20 protein-coding genes are annotated in these 25842 nt (G+C 64.3%); all 20 read left to right on the forward strand.

Translation table 11 applies throughout. The features are described 5' to 3' along the window. The 20 genes from ACBR42_RS02130 to ACBR42_RS02225 all read left to right on the forward strand — a co-directional run bounded on the left by ACBR42_RS02130 (nt 1) and on the right by ACBR42_RS02225 (nt 25824). A complete protein-coding gene (locus tag ACBR42_RS02130) occupies nt 1-1473 on the forward strand; it encodes a UDP-N-acetylmuramoyl-L-alanyl-D-glutamate--2,6-diaminopimelate ligase (protein ID WP_371207313.1) in 1473 nt (490 codons plus the stop codon). Next, nucleotides 1470-2864 (forward strand): UDP-N-acetylmuramoyl-tripeptide--D-alanyl-D-alanine ligase, encoded by a 1395-nt coding sequence (gene murF, locus ACBR42_RS02135; RefSeq protein ID WP_371207179.1) that lies wholly within the window; start codon nt 1470-1472, stop codon nt 2862-2864. The genes ACBR42_RS02130 and murF overlap by 4 nt, the downstream gene beginning before the upstream one ends. Beyond that, a complete protein-coding gene (gene mraY / locus ACBR42_RS02140; RefSeq protein WP_110547881.1) occupies nt 2864-3955 on the forward strand; it encodes a phospho-N-acetylmuramoyl-pentapeptide-transferase in 1092 nt (363 codons plus the stop codon). The genes murF and mraY overlap by 1 nt, the downstream gene beginning before the upstream one ends. Beyond that, nucleotides 3952-5352 (forward strand): UDP-N-acetylmuramoyl-L-alanine--D-glutamate ligase, encoded by a 1401-nt coding sequence (gene murD / locus ACBR42_RS02145; RefSeq protein ID WP_371207180.1) that lies wholly within the window; start codon nt 3952-3954, stop codon nt 5350-5352. Before mraY ends, murD begins: the two co-directional genes overlap by 4 nt. Next, nucleotides 5349-6515 (forward strand): FtsW/RodA/SpoVE family cell cycle protein, encoded by a 1167-nt coding sequence (locus ACBR42_RS02150; protein WP_102323368.1) that lies wholly within the window; start codon nt 5349-5351, stop codon nt 6513-6515. Before murD ends, ACBR42_RS02150 begins: the two co-directional genes overlap by 4 nt. Continuing rightward, the gene (locus ACBR42_RS02155) at nt 6512-7627 is read left to right on the forward strand and encodes a UDP-N-acetylglucosamine--N-acetylmuramyl-(pentapeptide) pyrophosphoryl-undecaprenol N-acetylglucosamine transferase (RefSeq protein WP_282759686.1); all 1116 of its coding nucleotides are present in this window, start codon (nt 6512-6514) and stop codon (nt 7625-7627) included. Before ACBR42_RS02150 ends, ACBR42_RS02155 begins: the two co-directional genes overlap by 4 nt. A 32-nt stretch (nt 7628-7659) precedes the next feature. Then, the gene (gene murC / locus ACBR42_RS02160; RefSeq protein WP_102323366.1) at nt 7660-9111 is read left to right on the forward strand and encodes a UDP-N-acetylmuramate--L-alanine ligase; all 1452 of its coding nucleotides are present in this window, start codon (nt 7660-7662) and stop codon (nt 9109-9111) included. A gap of 17 nt (nt 9112-9128) precedes the next feature. After that, nucleotides 9129-10079: a UDP-N-acetylmuramate dehydrogenase gene (gene murB, locus ACBR42_RS02165; RefSeq protein ID WP_243705350.1), complete on the forward strand. Its 951-nt coding sequence runs from the start codon at nt 9129-9131 to the stop codon at nt 10077-10079. Then, nucleotides 10076-11017 carry a D-alanine--D-alanine ligase gene (locus ACBR42_RS02170; protein ID WP_371207181.1) on the forward strand — a complete coding sequence of 314 codons (942 nt, stop codon included), beginning with the start codon at nt 10076-10078 and terminating at the stop codon, nt 11015-11017. The genes murB and ACBR42_RS02170 overlap by 4 nt, the downstream gene beginning before the upstream one ends. After that, nucleotides 11014-11946 (forward strand): cell division protein FtsQ/DivIB, encoded by a 933-nt coding sequence (locus tag ACBR42_RS02175; protein WP_371207182.1) that lies wholly within the window; start codon nt 11014-11016, stop codon nt 11944-11946. The genes ACBR42_RS02170 and ACBR42_RS02175 overlap by 4 nt, the downstream gene beginning before the upstream one ends. Further along, the gene (gene ftsA / locus ACBR42_RS02180) at nt 11943-13346 is read left to right on the forward strand and encodes a cell division protein FtsA (RefSeq protein ID WP_102323363.1); all 1404 of its coding nucleotides are present in this window, start codon (nt 11943-11945) and stop codon (nt 13344-13346) included. The genes ACBR42_RS02175 and ftsA overlap by 4 nt, the downstream gene beginning before the upstream one ends. A 77-nt stretch (nt 13347-13423) precedes the next feature. Continuing rightward, nucleotides 13424-14935, forward strand: coding sequence for a cell division protein FtsZ (ftsZ, locus tag ACBR42_RS02185; protein ID WP_371207183.1), 1512 nt, complete (start codon nt 13424-13426; stop codon nt 14933-14935). A 160-nt stretch (nt 14936-15095) separates the two neighbouring features. Next, entirely contained in the window at nt 15096-16061 is a 966-nt protein-coding gene (gene lpxC / locus ACBR42_RS02190) for a UDP-3-O-acyl-N-acetylglucosamine deacetylase (RefSeq protein WP_371207184.1), read from the forward strand. Between the two features lie 82 nt (nt 16062-16143). Next, nucleotides 16144-17028, forward strand: a complete 885-nt coding sequence (locus ACBR42_RS02195; protein WP_102323360.1) for an outer membrane protein assembly factor BamD — start codon at nt 16144-16146, stop codon at nt 17026-17028. Between the two features lie 36 nt (nt 17029-17064). Further along, nucleotides 17065-18786, forward strand: coding sequence for a DNA repair protein RecN (gene recN / locus ACBR42_RS02200; RefSeq protein WP_110547887.1), 1722 nt, complete (start codon nt 17065-17067; stop codon nt 18784-18786). Between the two features lies 1 nt (nt 18787). Then, a complete protein-coding gene (ligA, locus tag ACBR42_RS02205; RefSeq protein WP_371207186.1) occupies nt 18788-20932 on the forward strand; it encodes an NAD-dependent DNA ligase LigA in 2145 nt (714 codons plus the stop codon). A gap of 171 nt (nt 20933-21103) precedes the next feature. Further along, complete coding sequence (locus tag ACBR42_RS02210) at nt 21104-22231, forward strand: BMP family ABC transporter substrate-binding protein (protein ID WP_371207187.1); 1128 nt, start codon at nt 21104-21106, stop codon at nt 22229-22231. Further along, nucleotides 22224-23810: an ABC transporter ATP-binding protein gene (locus tag ACBR42_RS02215; protein ID WP_102323356.1), complete on the forward strand. Its 1587-nt coding sequence runs from the start codon at nt 22224-22226 to the stop codon at nt 23808-23810. Before ACBR42_RS02210 ends, ACBR42_RS02215 begins: the two co-directional genes overlap by 8 nt. After that, a complete protein-coding gene (locus tag ACBR42_RS02220) occupies nt 23810-24889 on the forward strand; it encodes an ABC transporter permease (RefSeq protein WP_102323355.1) in 1080 nt (359 codons plus the stop codon). Before ACBR42_RS02215 ends, ACBR42_RS02220 begins: the two co-directional genes overlap by 1 nt. Next, nucleotides 24886-25824 carry an ABC transporter permease gene (locus ACBR42_RS02225; protein WP_102323354.1) on the forward strand — a complete coding sequence of 313 codons (939 nt, stop codon included), beginning with the start codon at nt 24886-24888 and terminating at the stop codon, nt 25822-25824. Before ACBR42_RS02220 ends, ACBR42_RS02225 begins: the two co-directional genes overlap by 4 nt. Nucleotides 25825-25842 lie beyond the last annotated feature (18 nt).

Raw genomic sequence — 25842 nt, forward strand, 5'->3', positions numbered from 1 at the left:
ATGCACCTGCCTGAAGTCCTGCGCCATGCGGGGATGGACCTGTCATGCCCCGCCGGGGCAGAACACCTGAACATTACCGGTATTTCCGCTGACAGCCGCCACATTGGCCCCGGCATGATCTTCGCCGCGCTGCGCGGCACCCATCAGGATGGCCGGGCCTATATCGCGCAGGCCATGGCGGCAGGGGCTGCGGCGCTGCTGCTGGATACGGACCCGGCTTTCACCCCCCCCCCCGGCATAACCGTGCTGCGCGCGGATGACGCACGCCGGGCGCTGGCGCTGATCGCCCGTGCGCTGACACCCCGCCTGCCTTCACATATCGCCGCGGTAACCGGCACCAATGGCAAGACCAGCACGGTTGAATTCCTGCGCCAGATATGGACCCTGCAGGCCTTCAAGGCAGGCACGATCGGCACGCTGGGCGCCATTGCGCCCTGCCCGCTGCCCGATTGCGGCCCCGTGCTGACCACGCCCGACAGCGTGGGGCTTATGCACCTGCTGGGTGCGATGGCCGAAGGGGGCGTAACCCATGTGGCGGCAGAAGCGTCCTCCCACGGGCTGGAGCAGCGGCGGCTGGACGGGCTTGCGCCCTATGTGGCCGGTTTCAGCAACCTGACGCGCGACCATCTGGACTATCATGGCAGTAGCGAAGCCTATCGCGGGGCCAAGCTGCGCCTGTTCGACACCATCCTGCCCGAAGGCGGCATAGCGGCCATCAACGCGGATATGGACCCGACCACCTGCGCCGCCCTGCGCGATGTGGCGCTGCGGCGTAATCTGATCCTGCGCACGACCGGCACGCAGGGTGAGACGGTAAAGCTGCTGGAAGCACGTCCGACCCCCACGGGACAGGTGCTGCATGTCGCCACCCCCGCCGGACGGCGTGAGGTTACGGTGCCTCTGGTCGGGCGTTTCCAGGTCGATAACCTGCTTCTTGCCGCCGCCATGGCGGGGGAGACGGAAGCATCGGTAGACCATGCCATCGACCTGCTGCCGCGCCTGCATGGCGTCCGGGGCCGCATGGAGCGCGTGGCCGTCCTGCCCAGCGGGGCTGCCGCCTATGTTGATTTCGCCCATACGCCCGACGCCATTGAACGCCTGCTGCAATCCCTGCGCCCGCATACGCAGGGCAGGATCATTATTGTGATGGGTGCCGGCGGCGACCGTGACCGGGGCAAGCGTCCGGTCATGGGGGCGACCGCGACCCGCCTTGCCGACCGGGTGATCGTGACGGATGACAATCCCCGCTCCGAAACTCCCGCCGCGATCCGCGCCGACATCATGGCCGCCGCCCCCGGCGCGCTTGAAATCGGCGACCGTCGTCAGGCCATCGCCACCGGGCTGGACATGCTGGAAGCGGGCGACGTGCTTGTGGTCGCGGGCAAGGGGCATGAGCAGGGGCAGATCATAGGCGGGGAAATCCTGCCTTTTGACGACGCCACGGTAATCCGTGGCCTGACGGGGACTATATGACTTTGCTATGGAGCCGCGCGGACCTGCTGGCCGCGACATCGGGACATTTTCCATCCACCATCCCATCCGATATCGCAGGTACGGGCGTTTCGATCGACACGCGTACCTTGCGGCCCGGTGATGTGTTCATTGCGCTGCAGGGGGAACGCAGCAATGGCCATGCCCATGTCCGCGCGGCGCTGGACGCGGGTGCGGCGGCTGTCATTGTCCATGAACGATGCGACATTGCCGATCCGCGCATCCTGTCCGTTGCCGATACGCTGGTCGCCCTGCAGGACATGGCACGCTTTGCCCGCGCGCGTTTTGCCGGGCGCATGGTGGCGGTGACCGGCAGCGTGGGAAAGACATCGGTCAAGGACATGCTGCGTCACGCGCTGGAAGCCTGCGGGCCGACGCATTACGCCGTGGCGTCCTACAACAATCACTGGGGCGTGCCGCTTACGCTGGCGCGTCTGCCCGCCGGTGCCGCCTACTGCGTGTGCGAAATCGGGATGAACCATGCAGGCGAGATCCTGCCGCTGGCACGTATGGTGCGCCCGGATGTAGCGGTCGTGAGCACGGTCGCTTCCTCCCATCTGGGGCTTATGGGCAGCGTGGATGCCATCGCGCGTGAAAAGGCGGAGATCATGCGCGCCCTGCCCCCCGGTGGCACCGGCATCATTCCCGCTGGCATAACGGGCGAGGACTATTTCGTGCTGAATGCCGCCGGATCAGGTGCCCGCCTGTGGCGTGCTGGATACGACGCCACCTGCACCGTAACGGTCGAAGTGACGCGGCATGACACGCAGGGCAGCGATCTGGACATCCGGTTGCCCGGCTGGCACGGGCAGGCCCGCATCAATGCGCCGGGACGCCACATGGCGGCAAATGCCATGCTGGCCCTTGCCGCGGCCGATGCCTGCGGCGCGGACATGACGCGCGCGGCAGATGGTCTGGCCACCTTCCGCCCCGGCACCGGGCGTGGCGCCATCACCCATGTGATGCACGATAGTGTTGCACTGCTCGACGAAAGCTATAATGCCTCGCCTGCATCCGTCCGCGCGGCACTTGACCTGCTCGGGCTTGTCGCAGCCGGTCGGCGGGTCGTCGTGCTGGGCGACATGCTTGAACTGGGCACGTTCGCGGGGCATGAGCATGCCTCCCTCCTTCCTGCTGTCCGTGAAAATGCGGATACTGTCTTCTGTTGCGGCCCGAATATGAAAATACTCTTCGACACCCTGCCTTCTTCCCTACAGGGGGGGTGGACGCCCGATTCCGAACTGCTGGCCCCCATCGTGCGCGCCAGCCTGCGCGCCGGTGACACCGTAATGGTCAAGGGCAGTCATGGCAGCCGGATGGACCGGATCGTTGCGGCCCTGCGGGCGGATACCGTGCAGGCGGGGCTGGCCTGATGCTTTATGACCTGTTCCAGCAGCATGCCACGTCCCATACTTCCGTGCTCAACCTGTTCCGCTACATCACCTTCCGTTCCGGCGCGGCGTGCATGACCGCGCTGCTCATCAGCCTGTGTCTGGGCAATCCGCTGATTGCGCAGTTGCGTCGCATCCAGCGCGAGGGACAGCCCATCCGCAAGCTGGGTCCGGAACGCCACCTGATCGAGAAAGTGGGCACCCCCACCATGGGCGGCGTGCTGATCCTGCTTTCACTATTCGGATCGACGCTGTTATGGGCTGACCTTACCAACGGATTTGTATGGGCGGTGATGCTGACCACGCTGGCTTTTGGCGCGGTGGGGTTCGCGGATGACTACCTCAAGCTGTCCCGCCGCAATACCGATGGCGTTTCCAAACGCATGCGGCTGGGGTGTGAGTTCTCGGCCTCGCTGATCGGGGGGATCTGGCTGGAAAGCCTCATGCCGCCCGACCTTGCCAATCATCTGGCCTTCCCCTTCGTCAAGGATCTGCTGCTGCCGCTTGGCTATGCCTTTCCCCTGTTCGCCATGATCACGATTACGGGTTTTGGCAACGCGGTGAACTTTACCGACGGGCTGGACGGACTGGCCATCGTGCCGGTTATCGTCGCGTCCCTGGTCTTCGCGCTGATTTCCTACCTTGTCGGCAACCATATCTTCGCTGACTACCTGCAGCTTCATGCCGTACCCGGCACGGGGGAACTGGGGGTATTCTGTTCGGCATTGGTGGGTGCCGGACTTGGTTTCCTGTGGTTCAACGCACCGCCCGCGGCCGTGTTCATGGGGGATACGGGATCGCTGGCGCTTGGCGGGGCGCTGGGTGCCGTCGCCGTCGCCGTCAAGCATGAACTGGTGCTGTGCATTGTGGGGGGCCTGTTCGTGGTGGAAACATTTTCCGTCATCATTCAGGTGTTCTGGTACAAGCGCACCGGACGGCGCGTGTTCCTGATGGCCCCGCTGCACCACCATTTCGAAAAAAAGGGCTGGGCTGAATCCAAGATCGTAATCCGCTTCTGGATCGTATCCATCGTGCTGGGGCTGTGTGGTCTGGCCACGCTGAAACTGCGTTGAACGGCTCTTTTCCTTCTACCCTGTTCGCGGGCTACCATTACGGGGTGGCGGGACTGGGCCGTAATGGCAACGCAGCCGTTGCCGCACTGCTGGCCATGGGGGCCAGCGTGCAGGCGTGGGATGACAATGCCAGCGCGCGCGCCGCGCTACCCACCCATGAACGGCTGAAGATCGCCCCCTTTACCGGCATGCTGGGGCTTGCCGCCCTTATCCTGTCCCCCGGCATCCCGCACCGCCTGCCCGCGCCGCACCCGCTTGCGACCATGGCGATGGAAGCGGGCGTGCCCATCGTGTCGGATGCGGAAATCCTGTTCCGTGCCGTCCGGGCGGCAGGCAGCCGCGCACGTTTTGCAGGCATCACCGGCACCAACGGCAAATCAACTACCACCGTGCTGCTGGCCCATATGCTGGAAAGCGCTGGCGTGCCCGTGGCTGTGGGGGGCAATCTGGGGCCAGCCGCCCTCTCGCTGCCATTATTGCCCGATAACGGTGTCTATGTGCTCGAAATGTCGTCCTACATGCTCGAACGGCTGGAACGGCTGCATTTCGATGCTGCCTGCCTGCTGAACCTGACGCCCGACCATCTGGACCGTCATGGGGACATGGCCGGGTATGTCACGGCGAAACTGCATGTATTCGATCACCAGCATCAGGGCGACCTGGCCGTGCTGGGGGCCACGCTACCCAATCTTGCCGACCTGCACCGCAGGCTTGCCGCATCCCGCGCCCGTATCGCATGCATAAGCGGCACCGATGTCGCGCAATGTGACCTGTACTGCACCACCACGGCACTATGTGACCAGCAGGGCGTCATCGCGGATCTGCGTCCTGTCCATGACCTGCCCGGCACCCATAACCGTGAAAACGCGGCAGCGGCGAGTGCCATGGCGCTGCATCTGGGCGTACCACGGACGGCGATAGAACCCGCGCTGGTATCGTTCCGCGCGCTGGATCACCGGCAGAAAGTGGTGGGAACCATTGATGGCATCCGGTTCATCAATGACAGCAAGGCCACCAACGCCGATGCGACCGCCCGTGCGCTAGCCTGCCATGACCGGATGATCTGGATTGCGGGCGGCATCGCCAAGGCAGGCGGCATCGAGGATCTTGCCCCCCTGTTCGACCGCATTGCCCTTGCCCTGCTGATCGGGCGCGATGCCCCTGAACTGGCGCGGACGCTGGAACGCCACGATATTCCCTGCCGTATTGTCGATACGCTTGAACGCGCCGTACCGGATGCGCTGGAGGCGGCACGCACACTGCACGCGGATGCGGTAATGCTTTCACCTGCCTGCGCCAGTTTCGACCAGTTCAGCGGGTTTGAGGAACGTGGAGCGCGCTTCGCGGCCCTCGTGCGCGATCTGACGGCGCATGCAGGTGGAAGTTTTCGCGCATGAGTGGCCTGTCGCGCATAAACACCTCGCAGGCGGCGCGGTGGTGGCGAAGCATCGACCGGGTCACGCTGATATGCGTCGGCATCCTGATCGGCTTTGGCTACATCCTGATGCTGGCGGCAAGTCCGGCGGTGGCGGTGCGTATCGGTGCGTCGCGCGACATGTTCATTTTCAAGCAGGTCTGCTTCCTGCTGCTGGCGGCGGGCATTGTCATCGCCACGTCGTTACTGTCCCTGCGCGGGGTGCGGATAGCCGCCTGGGTGGGCTTCGTGCTGGCGCTGGGGGCTACGTTCCTGACCCTTGTGCATGGGATCGAGATCAAGGGCGCGCGCCGTTGGATCGCGCTGCCGATGATGTCGGTCCAGCCATCGGAATTCCTCAAGCCCTGTTTTGCCGTTGTCACGGCCTGGCTGCTGACGGTGCGTAAGGAGCGACGGTATTTCCCCGGCCTGCTGGTGGCGTTCGGGCTGTTCGGGGTCGTGCTGCTGCTGCTCAAGTCGCAGCCTGATATCGGGATGCTCAGCGTCATCACCACCGTTTTCCTGACCCAGCTTTTCATCGACGGGCTCAGCCTGTTTCTGGTCGGTGCAGGGGCCGCCAGCATGGTCGCGGCGTTCATCGGGGCCTATATGGTGTTCCCGCATGTGCGTTCGCGCGTGGAACGTTTCCTGCATCCCGCCGTGGGCGACCATTATCAGATCGATACCGCCCTGCGCGCCTTTGGCAATGGCGGACTGCTGGGGCGCGGGCCGGGTGAAGGCCGGGTGAAGGACCTGCTGCCCGATGCGCATGCCGACTTCGTATTCGCCGTGGCGGGTGAGGAATTCGGCATGCTGATATGTCTGTTCATCATCGGGGTGTTTGCCGTAATGGTCATCCGCACGCTGCTCAAGCTGCTGCGCGAGAACGATCCGTTCATCGCGGTGGCGACGGCGGGACTGATGACGGGGTTCGGGTTGCAGGCTTTCGTAAACATGGGTTCGACCCTGCACCTGATCCCGACCAAGGGTATGACCCTGCCGTTCATTTCCTATGGCGGATCGTCCGCCATGTCGGTCGCCCTGACCATCGGCATGGTTCTGGCCCTGACCCGCAGCCGACTGGGCGAAGGCCGGTTCGGACAGTTCGGGCAGGCCCCCTCTTCAAACCGGAAAGTACCGTCATGACCCGTCACTGCATTGCTGTCGCGGCCGGAGGGACCGGTGGCCATTTCTTCCCTGCCGAAGCCCTGTCCTGCGAACTGGTGCGACGGGGACATGACATCATCCTCATGACCGACCGCCGCGCGGGCGTGCGCGAAAGCGGCATATTCGCAAGCCGCCAGCAGTTTGTCCTGCCCGGCGGCGGCATTGCGGGACGCGGTGCAGTCCGGGCCGCGCGCGCGGCATTCGCGCTGGCACGGGGCACGATGCAGGCGCGGCGCATACTGGCGCGGCTGCGGCCATCCGCCGTCATTGGCTTTGGCGGGTATCCTTCCGTTCCGCCACTGCTGGGGGGCAGCCTGCTGCCACGGGCCATACGGCCGATGCTGTTCGTGCATGAAGGCAACGCCGTTCTGGGCAAGGCCAATGGCTTCCTGGCGTCGCGCATGGATGCGATCGCGACCTCCTTCAGCCTTGTCGCGGGGGTGCCCGCCGCCATTCCCACCACCCTTACGGGCATGCCGGTACGGCCTGACATCGCGGCACTGGCGGGAGAAGGGTACAGCCCGTCCAATGGGGTCATAAACCTGCTGGTCTGGGGCGGATCGCTTGGCGCGCGGGTGTTCAGTGATGTCGTGCCCACGGCCCTTGCCGCCCTGCCCCCTGCCCTGCGCGCGCGGATTCAGGTGACACAGCAGGCACGTGCGGAAGATGTGGCGCGTGTCAGCGCGGCATACGCCACGGCGGGAATTCCCGCCCACGTCGCGCCATTCCTTGATGATGTGCCCGATCGCCTGCGCACCGCCCATCTGGTCATTGGCCGTGCGGGCGGATCGTCGGTTGCGGAACTGACCGTAGCGGGGCGTCCGTCCCTGCTGGTGCCGCTGCCCATCGCGGCCCGTGATGAACAGGGCGCCAACGCGCAGGCGCTGAGCGACGCGGGGGCTGCATGGATGATCCGCCAGCCTGATTTTACCGCCCCTGCCCTGACCGACCGCCTTACCACCCTGCTGGGCGACCGTGACCTGCTGGCCCGCACGGCACAGGCCGCGGCCAGCCTTGGCCGTCCCGATGCCGCCACCCGTCTGGCGGACATGATAGAAGCACGCTTGCCTGAGCAGCCCCGCACCGCTTAATTCCCGCTGCGCGATTACGGAGACCCGGTTACATGAGAGCCCTGCCCCTTTCCATTGGCACCATTCATTTCGTCGGCATTGGCGGGATCGGCATGTCCGGCATTGCCGAAGTGCTGCACATGCTCGGCTACGTGGTGCAGGGTTCCGACATTGCGGAAAACGCCAATGTCCAGCGGTTGCGGGCCGCGGGCATTCCCGTGACCATAGGCCATGACGCGGCCAATCTTGGCAATGCGCAGGTGGTGGTCACATCCACCGCCGTACAGCGCGACAACCCCGAAGTCGTGGCCGCGCGCGCGCGGCTGATCCCGGTAGTGCGCCGGGCGGAAATGCTGGCGGAACTCATGCGCCTGCGCTGGTCGGTCGCGGTTGGCGGCACGCATGGCAAGACCACGACAACCAGCCTTGTCGCCGCAGTACTGGAAGCGGCGAAGCTTGATCCCACCGTCATCAATGGCGGCATCATCGAAGCCTACGGCACCAATACCCGCATGGGCTCGGGTGACTGGATGGTGGTGGAGGCGGATGAGAGCGATGGCTCCTTCCTGCGCCTGCCCTCCGTCATTACGGTCGTGACCAACATGGACCCCGAGCATCTGGACCACTGGGGCACGGAAGAGGCCATGCAGGCGGCCTATGACCAGTTCGTGTCCAACATCCCCTTCTACGGCTTTGCGGTCCTGTGCATCGACCATCCCGCCGTTCAGCAGATGATCCCGCGCCTGTCGGACCACCGGATCATCACCTATGGTTTTTCCCCGCAGGCGGACGTGCGCGCGGAAAAGGTCATTACCGACAAACTGGGCGCAACGTTCGAGGTCGTGATCACCAACCGCAACCGCAACCGTTCCCGCCGGGCGGGGCCGTTCCGCCTGCCCATGCTTGGCCACCATAATGTGCAGAACGCGCTGGCGGCGATTGCTGTCGGCACGGAGATGGAAATCGACGACGCGACCATCCGCTCCGCCTTCGCCGCGTTCCGTGGCGTCAAGCGCCGCTTCACCCGCACGGGGGAAACCGGCGGCATTACCGTGATCGACGATTACGGCCATCACCCCGTGGAAATCGCCGCCGTGCTGAAGGCGGCCCGGCAGGCGGGCGCGGGCAACGTGATCGCGGTGGTGCAGCCGCACCGTTATTCCCGGCTGCAGACCCTGTTCAACGAATTCTGCACCTGCATGAACGATGCGGGCACCGTCATCATCGCCGATGTCTATGCGGCGGGCGAACAGCCGATTGATGGCATTGACCGTGACGCGCTGGTGGAAGGACTGCGTGAACGCGGGCACCGTTCGGTCGTGCCCCTGCCCGGCCCGGAACATCTGGCGGAAATGATCAACGCCATCGCCCGCCCCGGTGATTTCGTGGTCTGCCTTGGCGCAGGCAGCATCACCAACTGGGCACAGGCGCTGCCGGGTCAACTGGCGGAACTCCAGTCCGGCACGCATGCAGCCCCCGCCCAGAAGGCGGAAGCCCATCAATGAGCGAGACGCCCCCTGCCATGTCCGCCCTGCCCCCGTGGGCGCGGGTTCTGGATACGGATGAATTCCATCCCCGTGGCCGCCTGACCGCGCAGGCAGCCCTTGGCCCGCGCACATGGTTCCGCGTGGGGGGACCGGCGGAGCTGCTGTTTCAGCCCGCAAGTGCGGAGGATCTGGCGCAGGTCCTGCGTCGCCTGCCGCTGGAGGTGCCGGTGCTGGCGCTGGGCGCGTGTTCCAACGTGATCGTGCGCGACGGCGGTGTGGACGGGCTGGTGATCCGTCTCGCACGCGGCTTTTCCACCATCACGCGCGATGGGGATGGCCTGATCGCGGGGGCCGCCTGCCTTGACATGACCGTTGCCGAACATGCGGCGGAAGCGGGACTGGCCGGGCTGGAATTCCTTGCGGGCATTCCCGGTTCCATCGGCGGCGCAGTGGCGATGAACGCGGGGGCCTATGGTTCGGACATGGCAACCGTCCTGGACTGGGTGGAGGTCGTCACCCGCGACGGAAGGCTTCTGCGCCTGCCTGCCGCATCGCTGGATTTCGGGTACCGCCATGCCACCCTGCCCGCACATGCGGTTGTCGTGCGCGCGCGGCTGAACGGGATTGAAGCCCCGCCTGCCGTCATCCGCCAGCGTATTGAGGAAATCCGCGCGGCGCGTGAAGCGGCCCAGCCCGTACGCGCCCGCACCGGCGGGTCCACCTTCCGCAACCCCGCCCCGGACGAATCCGACCGCAAGGCATGGGAACTGATCGATGCGGCGGGCTGTCGGGGCCTGCGTGAAGGCGGCGCGCAGATCAGCGAGAAACACTGCAACTTCATGCTCAATACGGGGGATGCCTGCGCGGGCGATCTTGAGCGGCTGGGCGAAACCGTACGCAGGCGCGTGCATGACCATACGGGCGTTACCCTGCGCTGGGAAATCAAACGAATCGGTCGCCCTGTCACCAATGGAGAATGCGCATGACCCGTCGGAAGATTTCCGTCCTGATGGGCGGCCTGTCCGCCGAGCGCGAAGTCAGCCTGAACAGCGGTCGCAACGTGGCAGACGCCCTGCGGGGTCTTGGTCATACGGTGCGCTGCATCGATACGGGAACAGACCTGCTGACAATCGTGCGCGACCTGCATGACCACAGGCCCGATGTTGTCTTCAACGCCCTGCATGGCCGCTTTGGCGAGGACGGCTCCATTCAGGGCGTGCTGGACTGGATCGGCATTCCCTATACCCATTCCGGCGTACGGGCATCCGCCACGGCCATGGACAAGGACGCCGCGCGGACGGTTTTCGCCGCCGCCGGCCTGCCGGTGGCGACGGGTCGGGTCATGACGCCCGCCGAACTGGAACCGGCGGACCCGCTGCCCGTCCCGTATGTGATCAAGCCGTTGAATGAGGGCTCGTCCGTCGGGGTCGAGATCATCCATCCCGGCAGCAACCGTCGCGCCATGGTCGCGCAGTCATGGTCATTTGGCACGCATATCCTTGTAGAAGAATTCGTGCCGGGTCGGGAACTGACCGTAGGCGTGCTGGAAGACCGCGCGCTGACGGTTACGGATATAACACCAGCGGGCAATGGAACCGGTTTTTACGATTATCAGGCCAAATACGCCGCAGGTGGTTCATGCCATGAACTTCCGGCGCGCATTCATCCCGCGGCCTTCGCGCAGGCGCGTGAACTCGCGCTGGCCGCGCACCGCGCACTGGGCTGCCGGGGGGCGAGCCGCACGGATTTCCGCTATGACGACACGACGGACCCGACCGGGCCCGGTCGTCTCGTGATTCTGGAAACCAATACCCAGCCGGGCATGACGCCGACCTCGCTCCTGCCTGAACAGGCGGCGGCATGTGGCACAGATTATGCCGCACTGTGCCAGTGGATGATCGACCACGCGACCTGTCGTACATGAAACGACCGACTGACAGCAGCCATCGCCCTTCCCGGCTTTCGCTTTTCCTGCGCAAGCAGAAACGGCTGCTGCGTCCGTTGCTGGTCCTGCTCGTGCTGGCCGGGATCGTGGCAGGCTGCGCCACGGCATTCCGGCATTTCGGGTCGGACACCCGTTTCGCGCCCCTGCGCGCGCGCGTCATCAACATGCTGCCGCTGCGTATTACCGAAATCGACGTGACGGGCTGCGTGCTGACCAGTGAAACCGCCCTGCAGGAAGCGCTGGGCGTGCGGACGGGTGATTTCATCCTTGGATTTTCCGTCACCGCCGCGCGCAAGCGGATCGACGACCTGCCGTTTGTCGATCATTCCGTGGTGGAACGGCATCTGCCCCACACCATCATCATCCATCTGTTTGAACGCCGTCCGTTCGCCGTGTGGCAGAATCACGGCCATTTCTCCCTGATCGACCGCGAGGGCAATCCGGTGCGTGACCAGGGCATGACCGGCAAGGATGCTGAAGCCTTCATGCAACTGCCGCTGGTCGTGGGGCCGGACGCGAACACAGCCGCCGCGGCGCTGATCGATGAACTGTCCGCCCAGCCCGAAGTACGCAGCCATGTGGTGGCCGCCGCCCGCGTGGGCCAGCGCCGGTGGAACCTGACCCTGCGCAACGGCACGACCATCCTCCTGCCCGAAGGACAGGAGGTCGCGGCGCTGAAGCGACTTGCACAAATGCAGGAAAACATAAAAATACTGGACCGGCCGGTCATCGCCATAGACATGCGCCTGCCTGACCGCCTGATCATACGTGAAAACCCCGCTGCCCCATCCGGCGATACGGACCGGGACAAAGGCGACACGCAACCGCAGGCGGCCCCTACGGGGGATCAGGCACCTTCCGCGCCATGGCTTTTACCTGATGCCGGTTCAAGACGGAGGCGGGCATGACATATCCAGTGCCGGGGCCGGTGAAGACGGTTCTTCCCACCCCACGCACATCCACACCGGGCGCGCCGGTCCCGGCCCTTCGCGCGGAGGGCAGGCCCGCGCGGACATCACGTTCCCGTCAGGCCACCGCACTGGTGCCGGCGGAAGAACGCGCCCCCGCGCGCAGGCTGCGTACGGGACCGTTCAGCGTGCTGGATATCGGTTCCACCAAGATCGTGTGCCTGATCGGACGCGGCGAGCCTGACAACACCATCCGGATTCTGGGCCATGGCTGGCGCCGGTCGCATGGCGTGCGGTCGGGCGGGATCGTGGACCTGCGCGAAGCGGAAAGCGCCATCCGCGCCGCCGTGGCCCAGGCGGAGGACATGGCGACGGAACGCCGCGACTCGATTTTCGTCAACCTGTCCTGTGGCCATCCCGAAAGCCGGCATATCAATGCGCGCTGGCCCATCGGCGGGCGCGAGATCACAAAGGGCGATGTCAGCCGCATCATCGCCGAAGGCCGCCTGCGGGCAGTGTCGGAAGGGCGGTCCGCCATCCATACCCTGCCGCTGGATTACGCGGTTGATGACACGCAGGAAGTGCTCGACCCGCGCGGGCACCTGTGCGACCTGCTTTCCGCACGCCTGCATGTCATTGATGCCAACACGACCGCCCTGCGCAACCTTGAAGCCGTACTGTCGCGCGTGGAACTGAATATCGAGGGCATGGTCTCATCCCCCCTCGCCTCCGGCCTTGCGGTCATGAACGAGGATGAGCGCAACCTTGGCGCGACGGTTGTGGATATGGGTGGGGGCACCACCTCCATCGGCGTGTTTGGCGAAGGGCGGCTGCTGCATACCTCCACGATTCCCGTGGGCGGGCTGCACATCACCCGCGATATCGCCCATGGACTGTCCACATCCATCGACAATGCCGAGCGGCTGAAAACCATGCACGGGTCAGCCGAACTGCTGGCAGGCGACGATCACGATCCGATCCTTGTGCAGCTTATTGGTGACAACGACCATCATTACGTCAGAATTCCACGTGCAAGAATTGTCTCGATCATCCATCCGCGTGTGGAGGAAACACTGGAAATGGTTCGGGACAGGCTGGAAATGGCGGGCGTCGGCCCCGCATCGGACGGGCGCGTCATCCTGACGGGGGGCGGATCGCTGCTGGAAGGGATCGGGCCGATGGCCGCGCGCATCCTGAACCGTCAGGTCCGCCTGGGCCGTCCGCGCCGGATCGTGGGGCTGCCGGAAAACGCGGCGACCTGGCCCATGTTCTCCACCTCGGCGGGGTTGCTGGCATGGGCGGCGGGTGCCGCTGATGAGATGGGCGAACCCGACATACGCGACGTACGCCCCGCCGGGCTTGTGCGACGTTTTATGGATTTCATACGCGAAAGGGTATGACATTGTGTCAAAACCCTTTATTGTACTTTAGCCGTTAATATGCCAGCCCGCATACCCCAAGCCATCGGGAGCCAAGCATGACCCTCAACCTGACCATCCCGCAGCAGAATCATTCCGATTTTACCCCACGCATCACGGTGATCGGGGTTGGCGGCGGTGGTACCAATGCGGTGGACAACATGATCCATTCGCAGTTGCAGGGGGTGGAATTCGTTGTCGCCAACACCGATGCCCAGCAACTTTCGCACAGCAGCGCCGACCGCCGCATCCAGCTTGGCCCGCATCTGACGCAGGGCCTCGGCGCGGGTGCGAAGCCCGAGATCGGTCGTGCGGCGGCGGAAGAGGCATGCGATGAGCTTTCCCGCCACCTTGATGGCGCGCATATGGTGTTCATCACCGCAGGCATGGGCGGCGGCACCGGCACGGGCGCGGCCCCCGTCATCGCCCGCATGGCGCGCGAGCGTGGCATCCTGACCGTGGGCGTGGTGACCAAGCCTTTCACGTTCGAAGGCGGACGCCGCGCGAAATCGGCGGATGCGGGCATTGCCGAACTGCAGCAGTTTGTCGATACGCTGATCGTCATCCCGAACCAGAACCTGTTCCGGCTGGCCAATGAGCGCACAAGCTGGAAAGACGCCTTCAAGATGGCGGATAACGTGCTGTACATGGGCGTACGCGGCGTGACCGACCTCATGATGGCGCCGGGTCTGGTCAATCTCGACTTTGCCGACATCCGTACCATCATGGCCGAAATGGGCAAGGCGATGATGGGCACCGGCGAAGCCGAAGGGGAAAACCGCGCCATCGCCGCCGCCGAGGACGCCATTTCCAACCCGCTGCTGGAAGATACATCCATGGCGGGCGCGCAGGGCCTTCTCATCAACATCACCGGTGGCGAGGACCTGACCCTGTTTGAAGTGGATCAGGCCGCCAACCGCATCCGTGAGGAAGTGGCCGAGGACGCCAACATCATCTTCGGTTCCGCCATTGATACATCGCTGAACGGGCGCATCCGCGTATCCGTGGTGGCGACCGGTATCGACAACCCGCCTTCCCGCGCCACGACCCAGCCGCCGCAGCAGCCTGAAGCCGCAGCGGCCCCGCAGGCGGCCCCCGCCGCCGGGCAGCAGCAGGCGGGCGCACCGACTGCCGCAGCACCGGCCCAGCCGGCCACGCCCGCACCGGCGGCACCCGCTGCCGCCCAGCCGGCCGCCGCCACCGCGCAGCAGCCTGCAGCCCCGCAGGCCCCTTCCCCCAACGCGGTCCCGCCGCAGGTTGCACAGGCACAGCGTAGCGCCTCCCCGCGCTCGCCACTGTTTACGGAAAGTGCGAAGGCCCCCGCTGCCGAACCGCAGCCCGCACCGCGCAGCCTGTTTGGAATCGTGACCGGCGCGCTCCGCCGCCATTCCTCCCCGCCGCCGCAGCACGAAGCACCCGTACGGAACGAACCCACCGCAGCCCCGCAGCAGGCCGCGCCACAGCAGGTACAGCCGCAGCCACAGCAGCCCGAACAGGCCGCCAGCGGCAACCCGACGCCGGATGACGGGGGGCTGGACATTCCCGCCTTCCTGCGCCGCCGTTCTTCATAATTCCTGTTCCACGCGGCCTGTTTCATGACAGGCCGCGTCTCCTTGCCGATAGGTAACAATAGGCAATAATCCTTGACTGTCCGAACGGGCGACAAGGCAGTAGCATTACGTCATGCCATCTACTGCGAGTTTTCCCACTCTGCCCTCAAGGATACAGGCGATGAACGCCGCATTGCCGCAGACAGGCGCTACCCTCATGCCTTCCCCCCAACATGACGGGCAGATGCAGCATACCCCCCGCCAGCCGATCCGTAGTGTTGGCACGGGCCTTCATACCGGCGCATGTATTGAACTGCGCCTTTCCCCTGCACCGGAAAATACCGGCATCGTATTCCGACGCACGGATATAGCCCTGCCGCCCATTACGGCACGCTATGACGCAGTGGTTGATACGCGGCTCAGCACGGTGCTCGGGCACGGCACGAACCCACCGCAGGCTGAACGCATCGCTACGGTAGAACATCTGATGGCCGCCCTGTCCGGCTGCGGCATCGATAACGTGTTCATTGATGTTAACGGCCCGGAAATCCCGGTTTTTGACGGTTCTGCCGCCGAATTCGTCTTCCTGCTGGAATGCGCGGGCATCACGCAGCAGGCTGCCGCGCGCCGGAACATCTACATCCGCCAGACCGTGCGCGTGGAAGACGGCGACGCCTTTGCTGAACTTTCACCCACCACCCAGCCTGGCCTGTCGATTGACATATCGATAGATTTTCCCGCCGCGGCCATCGGCCAGCAGCGTTATGGGGCGCAGGTGGATGCCGCCCTGTTCCGCAGGCATCTGTGCACGGCGCGCACCTTCGTTCTGCAATCCGAAATCGACCACCTGCATTCCGTGGGACTGGCCCGGGGTGGCTCGCTTGACAACGCCATTGTCGTCAACGGGGATAATGTGCTGAATCCGGCTGGACTGCGCCATGCGGATGAATTTGTCCGGCACAAGGTTCTGGATGCGATCGGTGACCTGTATCTGGCCGGTGGGATGATCCATGGCCATTTCCGGGGTCATAAATCGGGGCATACCCTCAATAACCGCCTGCTGCGCAAACTGTTTGCAAATCAGGAAAACTGGCGCACGACACGACCGGGCACCCGCACGCGCCTGCCCCAGATCAAGGCCGCATGATGGGAAGGGGCGAAATCCGCACGCGGAGACTTCACCCGCACCCGGCGCATGATATAAAGCTTCCGTAACTGGAAGAGCCGGCATGTTCGTACGCAGATCACGATATACCCCACAGCTATCGCGTAGTACCCGCCACATGGCGCGCTGGATGGCGTTCCTGCCCGCAGCGTGCATGCTGGCGGCGTGCGGCAACAACGCCAGCAGCATCAACGAACGTGCGCCCCGCGTCGGTTCGGCCGAAACGCTGTATAATAACGGCGTGGATGCCCTGCGTTCGGACCGTTTCCTGCTGTCGGTCAATCAGTTCGATACGTTGCAGCGCAACTATCCTTACTCGCCCTACACGGCCAATGCGCAGCTTATGGAAGGCTACGCCAACTACCTGCTGAACAAATATCCCGAGGCCGTGCAGCAGCTTGACCGCTTTCTGGAACTCCACCCCACCAGCGCGGATGCTGCCTACGCCTTCTACCTGCGTGCGTTATGCTATTATGAACAGGTCGCCGACGTGCAGCGTGACCAGCAGGGCACGGTCGAAGCCATGGACGCGCTGGAGGAAGTCATCACCCGCTTCCCGCAAAGTCCGTACGCGCGTGATGCGCAGTTGAAAATCGACCTGTGCCGTGATCATCTGGCGGGCAAGGAAATGCTGGTGGGCCGCTATTACCAGCAGCAGAACGACTATCTCGCCGCCGCAGGACGCTATCAGCGCGTGGTGCAGGATTTCCAGACAACCAACCACGTGCCCGAGGCACTGGAACGGCTGGTTGAAGTCTATCTGGACATGGGACTGCTGGAACAGGCGCGCAAGACCGGATCGGTGCTGGCCTATAACTATCCCAGCAGCAAATGGTATCATGATGCGTATGACCACCTGCGCGCGCATAACCTGATCAAGGGCGTGGATGGCAAGGATCACAAGCAGGGGCGCAACGTAATCTCGCGGGCATGGCATTCGGTTTTCTGATTTCCGCCAACGACGTTTGCTGAACAGGAATCCTGCATGCTGACACAGCTCTCGATACGGGATGTGGTCCTGATCGAAAAACTGGATCTGGCGTTCCCGCCCGGACTGACCGTGCTGACGGGGGAAACCGGGGCCGGAAAATCCATCCTGCTGGATAGTCTCGGCCTTGCACTGGGGGAACGCGCCAGCGCATCGCTGGTGCGCGCGGGTTGCGAACAGGCCAGTGTCAGCGCCTGTTTTGAAATTACCCCCACCCACCCGCTGCATACCCTACTGAATGAACAGGGCATCGTGCTGGATGACGTGCGCGAGCCTGTCCTGCTACGCCGTGTCGTTACGACCGACGGACGTTCGCGCGCCTATATCAACGACCAGCCTGTCGCCGTAAGCCTGCTGCGTCGCGCCGCGACCCTGCTGGTGGAAATACAGGGACAGCATGAACAGATGGGGCTGGCCGATCAGGCCACGCATCTGGACCTGCTGGATGCCTTTGGCGTGGCCCCCGCCCTGCGCGGCCAGACGGGTGGAGCATATCGCAAATGGATCGAGGCCACGGCGGAACTGGCTGCGGCCCGAGCCGAAATGGAAAATGCCGCGCGGGAGGAAGACTGGCTGCGTCAGGCGGTGGAGGATCTGGGCACACTCGCCCCGCAGGAAGACGAGGAAGCCCATCTGGCTGGCCTGCGTCAGGCGCTGCAACAGGGGGAACGCCGGGCGGAAGCCATATCCGCAGCCCTTGCCGACCTCTCGCCGCGTGACCGCCGCGCCCCCGGCCCCGCATCGGCGCTGCGTAACGCCAGCCGTGCGCTGCAACGCCTGCTGCCGGCACCTACCGACCTGAACCCGGACGCCATAGGGGCGGATGAACAGGCAGCCGCACAGGAAGCCCTGAACGCGCTGGAACGGGCGGAAGAAGCGCTGGCCGAAGCCGAAAGCCTGCTGTCCCGCCTTGCATCCGATGCGCAGGCTGAACCACGCCTGCTGGAACAGACGGAAGAACGCCTTTTCGCCCTGCGCGCCGAAGCCCGCAAGCATGGCGTATCGGTGCCGGAATTGCCGGGCCTGCTTGCCGCCTTTACCGATCGGCTGGCCGCGCTGGATTCGGGCAATGTCCGGATCGAGACTCTGGAAAAAACCGTGGCCGAAACCCGCGCCGCGTTCGAAGCCGTCGCCCTTGAACTGACGGGGGCACGTGAAAAGGCGGCCCGCAGGCTGGAACAGGCCGTCATGGCCGAACTGAAGCCGCTCAAGCTGGAACGCGCCCGCTTTATCGTCTCCCTTGTGCCGCTGGAAGCTGAGGCATGGAATGCACGGGGCAAGGAACAGGCGTCTTTCCTGATCGCGGCCAATCCGGGCCAGCCGCCGGGACCATTGGCCAAGGTGGCGTCCGGTGGTGAACTCTCGCGCCTCATGCTGGCGCTCAAGGTGGTGCTGGCCGGTCGGTCGGCCATTCCCACGCTGGTATTTGACGAAGTGGATTCCGGTGTGGGCGGGGCCACGGCCTCCGCCATCGGGGAACGGCTTTATACCGTGGGCCGCAGCGTGCAGGTGCTGGTGGTGACACACAGCCCGCAGGTTGCCGCGCGCGGTGACGCCCATCTGCGCATAAGCAAGAGTGTGAGCAAAGGCCGGACGGAAACCCACGCCGCCCCGCTGGACGCGCAGGCCCGGCGCGAGGAAATCGCCCGCATGCTGTCCGGCGACACCATTACCCCCGCCGCGCGGGCCGCGGCGGACAGCCTGCTGAAAGGGGACTGACATGCCCCCCCTCGCCCCCCTGCAATCGCTTACGGAACAGGCCAGAAGCCTGCTGGCTGATGCCGCCGCCACCAAACAGGACGCACCCCATGCAGCACGCCTGCTGGAACGTCTGGCACAGGTGCTGCCTGCACTGGACGCCGCCTATCACCAGAATGATGCGCCCGCTGTCGATGATGCCACCTACGATGCGCTGCGCAGGCTGAATACCGAACTGGAATCCCGCTTCCCCGGCCTGCACCGCGCCGACAGCCCGACCGCACGGGTCGGCGCTCCTGCTAGCGGCCCCTTCCACCGCCACCGGCACATGGTGCCGATGCTCTCGCTCGATAACGTTTTCTCACGCGAGGAATTTGACAGCTTCGTCAGCCGTATCGCCCGCTTTCTTGGCCTGACGGATGAACATGCCCACCAGCTTGCCTTTGTGGCGGAACCCAAGATTGACGGCCTGTCCATCAGCCTGACCTACGAACACGGGCGTTTCGTGCGCGGGACCACACGGGGTGACGGGACGGAAGGCGAGGACGTAACGGCCAACCTGCGCACGATGGGCGATGTGCCTGAACAGCTACCTGCCCCTTTCCCCGATATCATCGAAATCCGGGGCGAGGTTTTCCTGTCCAAGCAGGCATTTCTGGACCTGAACACGGCACAGGAACGCGCGGGCGACAAACCGTTCGCCAACCCGCGCAATGCCGCTGCAGGGTCGTTACGCCAGCTTGATCCCAATATTACGGCCAGACGCCCGCTATCCCTGTTTGCCTATGCCGCCGGTTTTTGCAGCGCGCCGCTACCCGCGACCCATCATGCCTACCTCCGGCTGCTTGAGGACTGGGGTTTCCGGATCAATCCGCTCAACACGCAGGTCCGCAATGCGGCGGATGCCGAATCCTTCATGGAACGGCTGACACGCGAACGTTCGGCGCTGGACTATGACATTGATGGCATTGTCTACAAGATCGACGACCGGGCGCTACAGGACCGCCTCGGCTTCGCGGGGCGTGCGCCGCGCTGGGCGGTAGCGTGGAAATTCCCCGCTGAACAGGCGATAACACGGCTGGAAGCCATCGACATACAGGTCGGACGCACCGGCGCCCTGACACCGGTGGCATTCCTGCAACCCGTCAATGTGGGCGGCGTGATCGTGACCCGCGCCAGCCTGCATAATGAAGACGAAATCACGCGCAAGGACATCCGTATCGGCGATCTGGTGCATATCCAGCGCGCAGGCGACGTGATCCCGCAGGTGACGGGTGTTGTCCTGCCGCGTGATGGCAAGCGGGAGCCCTACGCTTTTCCCCATATCTGTCCCGTCTGCGGCGCCCATGCCGAACGCCCCGAAGGCGAGGTCGTATGGCGCTGTTCCGGCGGGCTGACCTGTCCGGCGCAGGTGGTGGAACGTCTGAGCCATTTCGTATCGCGCGATGCGTTTGATATCGACGGCCTTGGCGACCGCACGATTACGGAATTCCATGAACTCGGCTGGCTGCGCACCCCGGCCGATATTTTCCGCCTTGAAGCCCATGAAACCGAAATCGCCAGTCGTGACGGCTGGGGCAAGGTTTCGGCCCGCAACCTTGTCACCGCCATCGCGGCAAGGCGCACCATTGAACTGTCACGGCTGATCTATGCGCTGGGTATCCGGCGCATCGGCATCAACAATGCCCGGCTGCTGGCGCGGCATTACCATTCGCTGGCGAACTGGCGCGAGCAGATGGAAAAGGCAGCCATAATCGGATCGGATGAACGGCTGGAACTGGGTTCCATCACCGGAATCGGCACGGCCATCGCCGATGAACTGGTCGCCTTCTTTGCCGAGGAACACAACCGTACTACGCTGGATGACCTGACCGCACAGCTTGCGCAGGTTGTGGACGAGGAAATGGTGGCCGAAGGCGCACTGTCGGGCAAGACCATCGTCTTTACCGGCACGCTGACGACCATGACCCGCCCCGAAGCCCGCGCCGTAGCCGAGCGTCTGGGCGCCAGGGTCTCGGACAGCGTATCGAAAAAGACGGATCTTGTGGTGCTGGGTGAAAAAGCGGGCTCCAAGGCCCGCAAGGCCGCCGAACTGGGCGTCGCCACCATGGATGAAGCCGACTGGCGCACACTGGCTGGCATGCCGCCCGTGACGGCGCAGGAATGACGCATGCGGGTCGGGGCCGCATAGCTGTGGATGCGGCCTTGCATGTCTGTGTCGCGTAACGTTTACTGTCATATCGAACCAGTCATGAAGTAGCAGGAGCAGCCGCACGGGACCGACACGTCATGATGCCGCGATGGGATGCGGCATGGATTATCAGGGGGATAATATTTTATGACAGTTTCAGGACCGCGGGGGCGGTTACTGACAACGCGCCGGGGCCTGCTGGGCATGGCCGGGGCAGCCGGGTCCGGCCTGCTGCTGCCACGTCACGCCACGGCGGCGGACCAGCCCGCGTGGCGCAGGCCGCTGGCGGAATCGGATGCGGTCATTGCCTTTGGCCATACGGGGCCGATTACCGATGGTGGCTGGTCCATGGTGCATGACCGGGGTGTGCAGGCGGTGCGCAGGACCTTCCCGCGACTGCGTACGATCTATGTCGAAAGCGTGCCCTATTCCGCCGACGCCACGCGCATTTTCCGCCAGTTCGTGGCCGAAGGCGCACAGATGGTGTTCGCCACTTCGGAATATGGCGATTTCATCAAGGACGTGTCCGACCGCGCGCCCGATGTCGCCTTCATGGAATGTGACGGCAACAACGTAACCGGCAATCTGGGCTGGTATTACGTGGCGCACTGGTATGCCAGCTACATCATCGGCATTGCGGCGGGGCTTATGACGCGAACCGGCAAGCTGGGCTTTCTGGGGTCGTTTCCCATTCCTTCCGTCTATGCCAGCGCCAATGCGACGCTGCTGGGCGCGCAGTCGGTCAATCCATCCATCACGATGCAGGCCATCACCATCAACGCATGGTTCGACCCGCAGGCGGCCACGCAGGCGGCGACGGCGCTGGCCGATAACGGATGCGACTTCCTGTGCGGGATCATGGATGAACCCGCCTATCTGCGTGTGGCCGTGCAACGCGGCCTGAAGGCCGCGATGTGGAATACCGGCATGCTGAACTACGGGCCGGAAGCCTATGTCAGTTCCGTATCGCTGGATTTCAACGATTTCTATGTATCGCAGGTGCGCGACCTTCTGGCGGGCACATGGCAGCCGCAGGGGCGGTTCCTGACGCTGGGCCACGGCGTGGACCGCGATGCCTGGGGGCCAAGCGTGCCCGAAGCCGTAGCGCGCCAGGCCGATGACATGCGTACGCGCATCCTGGCGGGGTATGTTCCCTTCACCGGCCCGATACATGACAATCACGGGCGGCTGCGCGTGCCTGCTGGAGTCACGCCAAGCGATCTTGACATCTATCACAGCGATTGGGCTGTGGCGGGAGTATCCGGTCTTGAATAAACCGTCCAACCCGAACGGCAGGGCGCCGGGCACACCGCCTGTCCTGCAACTGCGTGGCATCGGAAAATTCTTTCCCGGCGTAATCGCCAACAAGGACGTGGACCTTGATGTCTGGCCGGGTGAAATCCATGCCCTGCTGGGTGAGAACGGAGCCGGCAAATCGACGCTGATGAACGTCGTGACCGGCATCTACCAGCCCGAGGAAGGTGAAATCATCCTTGACGGGTATGGCCAGACCTTTGCCTCCCCACAGGAAGCGATCAGGGCCGGGATCGGCATGGTCCACCAGCACTTCAAGCTGGTGGAAGCCTTCACCGTTGCGGAAAACATCCATCTTGGCTGGGACGAGGCCCCGCGTATCGCCTCCCCCGCCGTGATGGAAGCGCGCACGCAGGAAATTTCGGAGCGTTTCGGCTTTCCCGTCCGCCCCGATGCCCGCGTATGCGACCTGTCGGCGGGGGAACAGCAGCGCGTTGAAATCCTGCGCGTGCTGGCGCGCAAGGCCCGGCTGCTGATCATGGATGAACCCACAGCCGTCCTGACGCCGGAGGAGACGCGCGAACTGTTCCGCGCGCTGCGCGCGTTCCGGGCGCAGGGCAATGCCGTCATCATCATCAGTCACAAACTGGACGAGGTGATGGAGATTTCGGACCGCGTGAGCATACTGCGCGGTGGCCGCAAGATCGGCACGTTCAACACGGCGGACTGCAACCCGTCCATGCTGGCGGCGACCATGGTGGGGCGCGACATCGTGCGCCGCGACATGCGGACCCGGCCCGAAGGGGCGGCCCCCATCGCACCGGAACCGATCATGCAGCTACGCCATGTGAGCGTGCGCGACGACCGCGGGGTGGAAACCCTGCGCGATGTCAGCCTTGACCTGCATGGCGGTGAGATCCTTGGTATCGCGGGGGTTGCGGGTAATGGACAGCGCGAACTGACCCATGTGCTGACCGGCCTCATGGCCCGCACCTCGGGCGAGATCCTGCTTGATGGCGCGCTGGTGGACCGGGCGGACCCCGCCCTGTTTGCCGCAGCAGGCGTAGGCCACATACCCGAAGACCGGCTGCGCAGCGCGCTGGCCCCATCGCTGTCCATTACGGCCAACATGGCGCTGCGTGAATATGCCCAGCCACCGATTGGCCGGCACGGGCTGTATGACGCCACGGCGGCGGGTGCGCTGGCGCACGATATCGCCGGACTGGCGCAGGTGAACATTCCTGACTTCGCCATGCCGATCCGCAATCTGTCGGGTGGTAACCAGCAGCGTCTGGTCGCGCGACGCGAAATCCGTATCGCCAGCCGGGTTCTGGTCGCGGCCTATCCCGCGCGCGGGCTGGATATCGGGGCCATCGCCACCATGCTGGGTTATCTTACGGACCTGCGCGATCAGGGGGTGGCGGTCGTTTTCATATCGGAAGATCTGGAAGACCTGCTGAATGTATCGGACCGGATCGGGGTCATGTTTCATGGTCGTCTCATGTCGGTGATCCCTGCCGCGGGCGCGGATATCGCTACAATAGGAATGCTGATGGGTGGCCGCGAACCGGCTGACATACAGGCGGGAGCAGCACAGTAATGGCAACACGTGCATTCCAGCGCCTGCCCACCGCCCCGGCCGGGCGCATCCTTATGCTGCGGCTGGTGGCCATTATCCTGTCGCTGTTCATCATCGCCTGCGTGCTGGCGCTATCGGGGCATAGCCCGCTGATGCTGGCGGAACTGATCATACACTCCACCCTCGGGTCGCGCTTCGGGCTGGAGGATCTGGCCCTGTTCATGTGTCCGCTGCTGCTGACCGGCGCGGCTGTTACCGTGTGCGGCACGATCGGGTTGTGGAATATCGGCGCGGAAGGACAGTTCTACGCTGGCGCCATTGCCGCGACGGGGGTGGCCCTTGGCGTGCATGGCTCCGCCCTTACGGTTCTGCCGCTCATGACCATCGCCGGTATCGTGGGGGGCATGGCGTGGATTACGGTACCCACGCTGGCGCGGGCCTATGCGGGGGTGAATGAAATCATCACCACCCTTCTGCTCAATTTTATCGCCTCCCTCCTGACCTATTATCTTACGACCGGGCCATGGCGGGACCGGATCAGCGGGGCGCAGGTTTCGACACAGCGGATTTCGGTCTCCATCCCCGAAATGTGGGGAATCGTGCATTGGGGCTTTCCGGTGGCGATCGTGATCGTGATCGGACTGGCGCTGGTGCTGTCGCGCACGCGGTGGGGGTATGAAATCCGTATTGGCGGCGCGAACCCGGAAGCCGCGCGCTATGCCGGAATTCCGGTCAGGCTGCGCATCATTTCGGTCATGCTGCTTTCCGGCGGTCTGGCGGGGCTGGCTGGCATGTTTGAAGTTGCGGGTACCGTGCACCGGCTTCAGGGCGGGATGGCCAATAATTTCGGTTATCTGGGCATTGTCGTGGCGGTGCTGGCGCGCGGGTCGTGCCTGAACGTGATCCCTGCCGCGCTGCTCATGGCCCTTATCCTTGATTCGGGCATTGTCATGCAGACCCAGCAGCTTTCGGCTTCGGTCATTCTGGCCATTACCGGGCTGATCCTGTTCATGATCGCCATTGGCGACGAACTGGCTCATTACCGGCCGCTGGCCCGGACAACACCACAGGGTACTGCGGCAGGGAGTAAAGTATCATGATCACGCTGCTGACAGGGATGCTGGCCACCGCCGTTCTGGCCGGTGGCGTTCTGGCGCTGGCCGCCCTTGGCGAAGTACTGGCCGAACGGGTGGGCGTGACCAACCTTGGTGTGGAAGGGCTGATGGCCCTTGGCGCCGTCAGCGCGGTCATTACCGTGTTTTCCTTCCACTCCCCGTGGGTGGGCCTGCTGGTCGCCATAATGGTGGGGGCTGTGGGGGGCATGGTTTTTGCCTTTGGCGCCGTGGTCATGCGGGCCAATCAGGTACTGTGTGGTCTGGCCACGACCTTCATGGGGCTGGGTCTGTCCACCGCGCTGGGGCACAATTATGCCGGACAGCCGGTTGATGCGACATTCGGCCATGTGACCATTCCGCTGCTATCCGCCATACCGGTGATCGGGCCTGCGTTTTTTGCGCAGAATATCCTGATCGTGCCCATCTATGTGCTGCTGCCTGCCCTTGTGCATTTTGTGATGTTCCGCACGCGCCACGGCCTGAACATGCGCGCGGTGGGTGAAAACCCGGCTGCGGCGGATGCGGCGGGCATACCGGTCATGGCCATGCGGTTCTGGTACGTAACACTGGGTGGTGCGATGGCAGGCATGGCAGGCGGTTACCTGACCCTGACCTATGTGCCGGTCTGGTCGGAAGGCATGGTGGCGGGACGGGGATGGATCGCGCTGGCACTGGTGATCTTTGCAGGGTACCGCCCGATCATTGTTACGCTGTCGGCCCTTCTATTCGGGCTGGTCACGGCCCTGTCCTTTGTCGGGCAGGCCCATAACTGGCCCATTGATCCGGCCTTCCTGAACATGCTGCCCTATCTGGGGACGATGGCGTTCATCATCGTGCCTGTCGTGGTGTGGCACCGCATGCGCCGGGTCATGGCGGCCCCGGCCGCGCTGGCCCAGCCCTATTACCGCGACGTGCGCTGAGAGGCTGTTTCAGTTCCC

It is taken from the genome of Komagataeibacter sp. SM21 (assembly GCF_041402665.1).
Lineage (GTDB): Bacteria > Pseudomonadota > Alphaproteobacteria > Acetobacterales > Acetobacteraceae > Komagataeibacter > Komagataeibacter saccharivorans.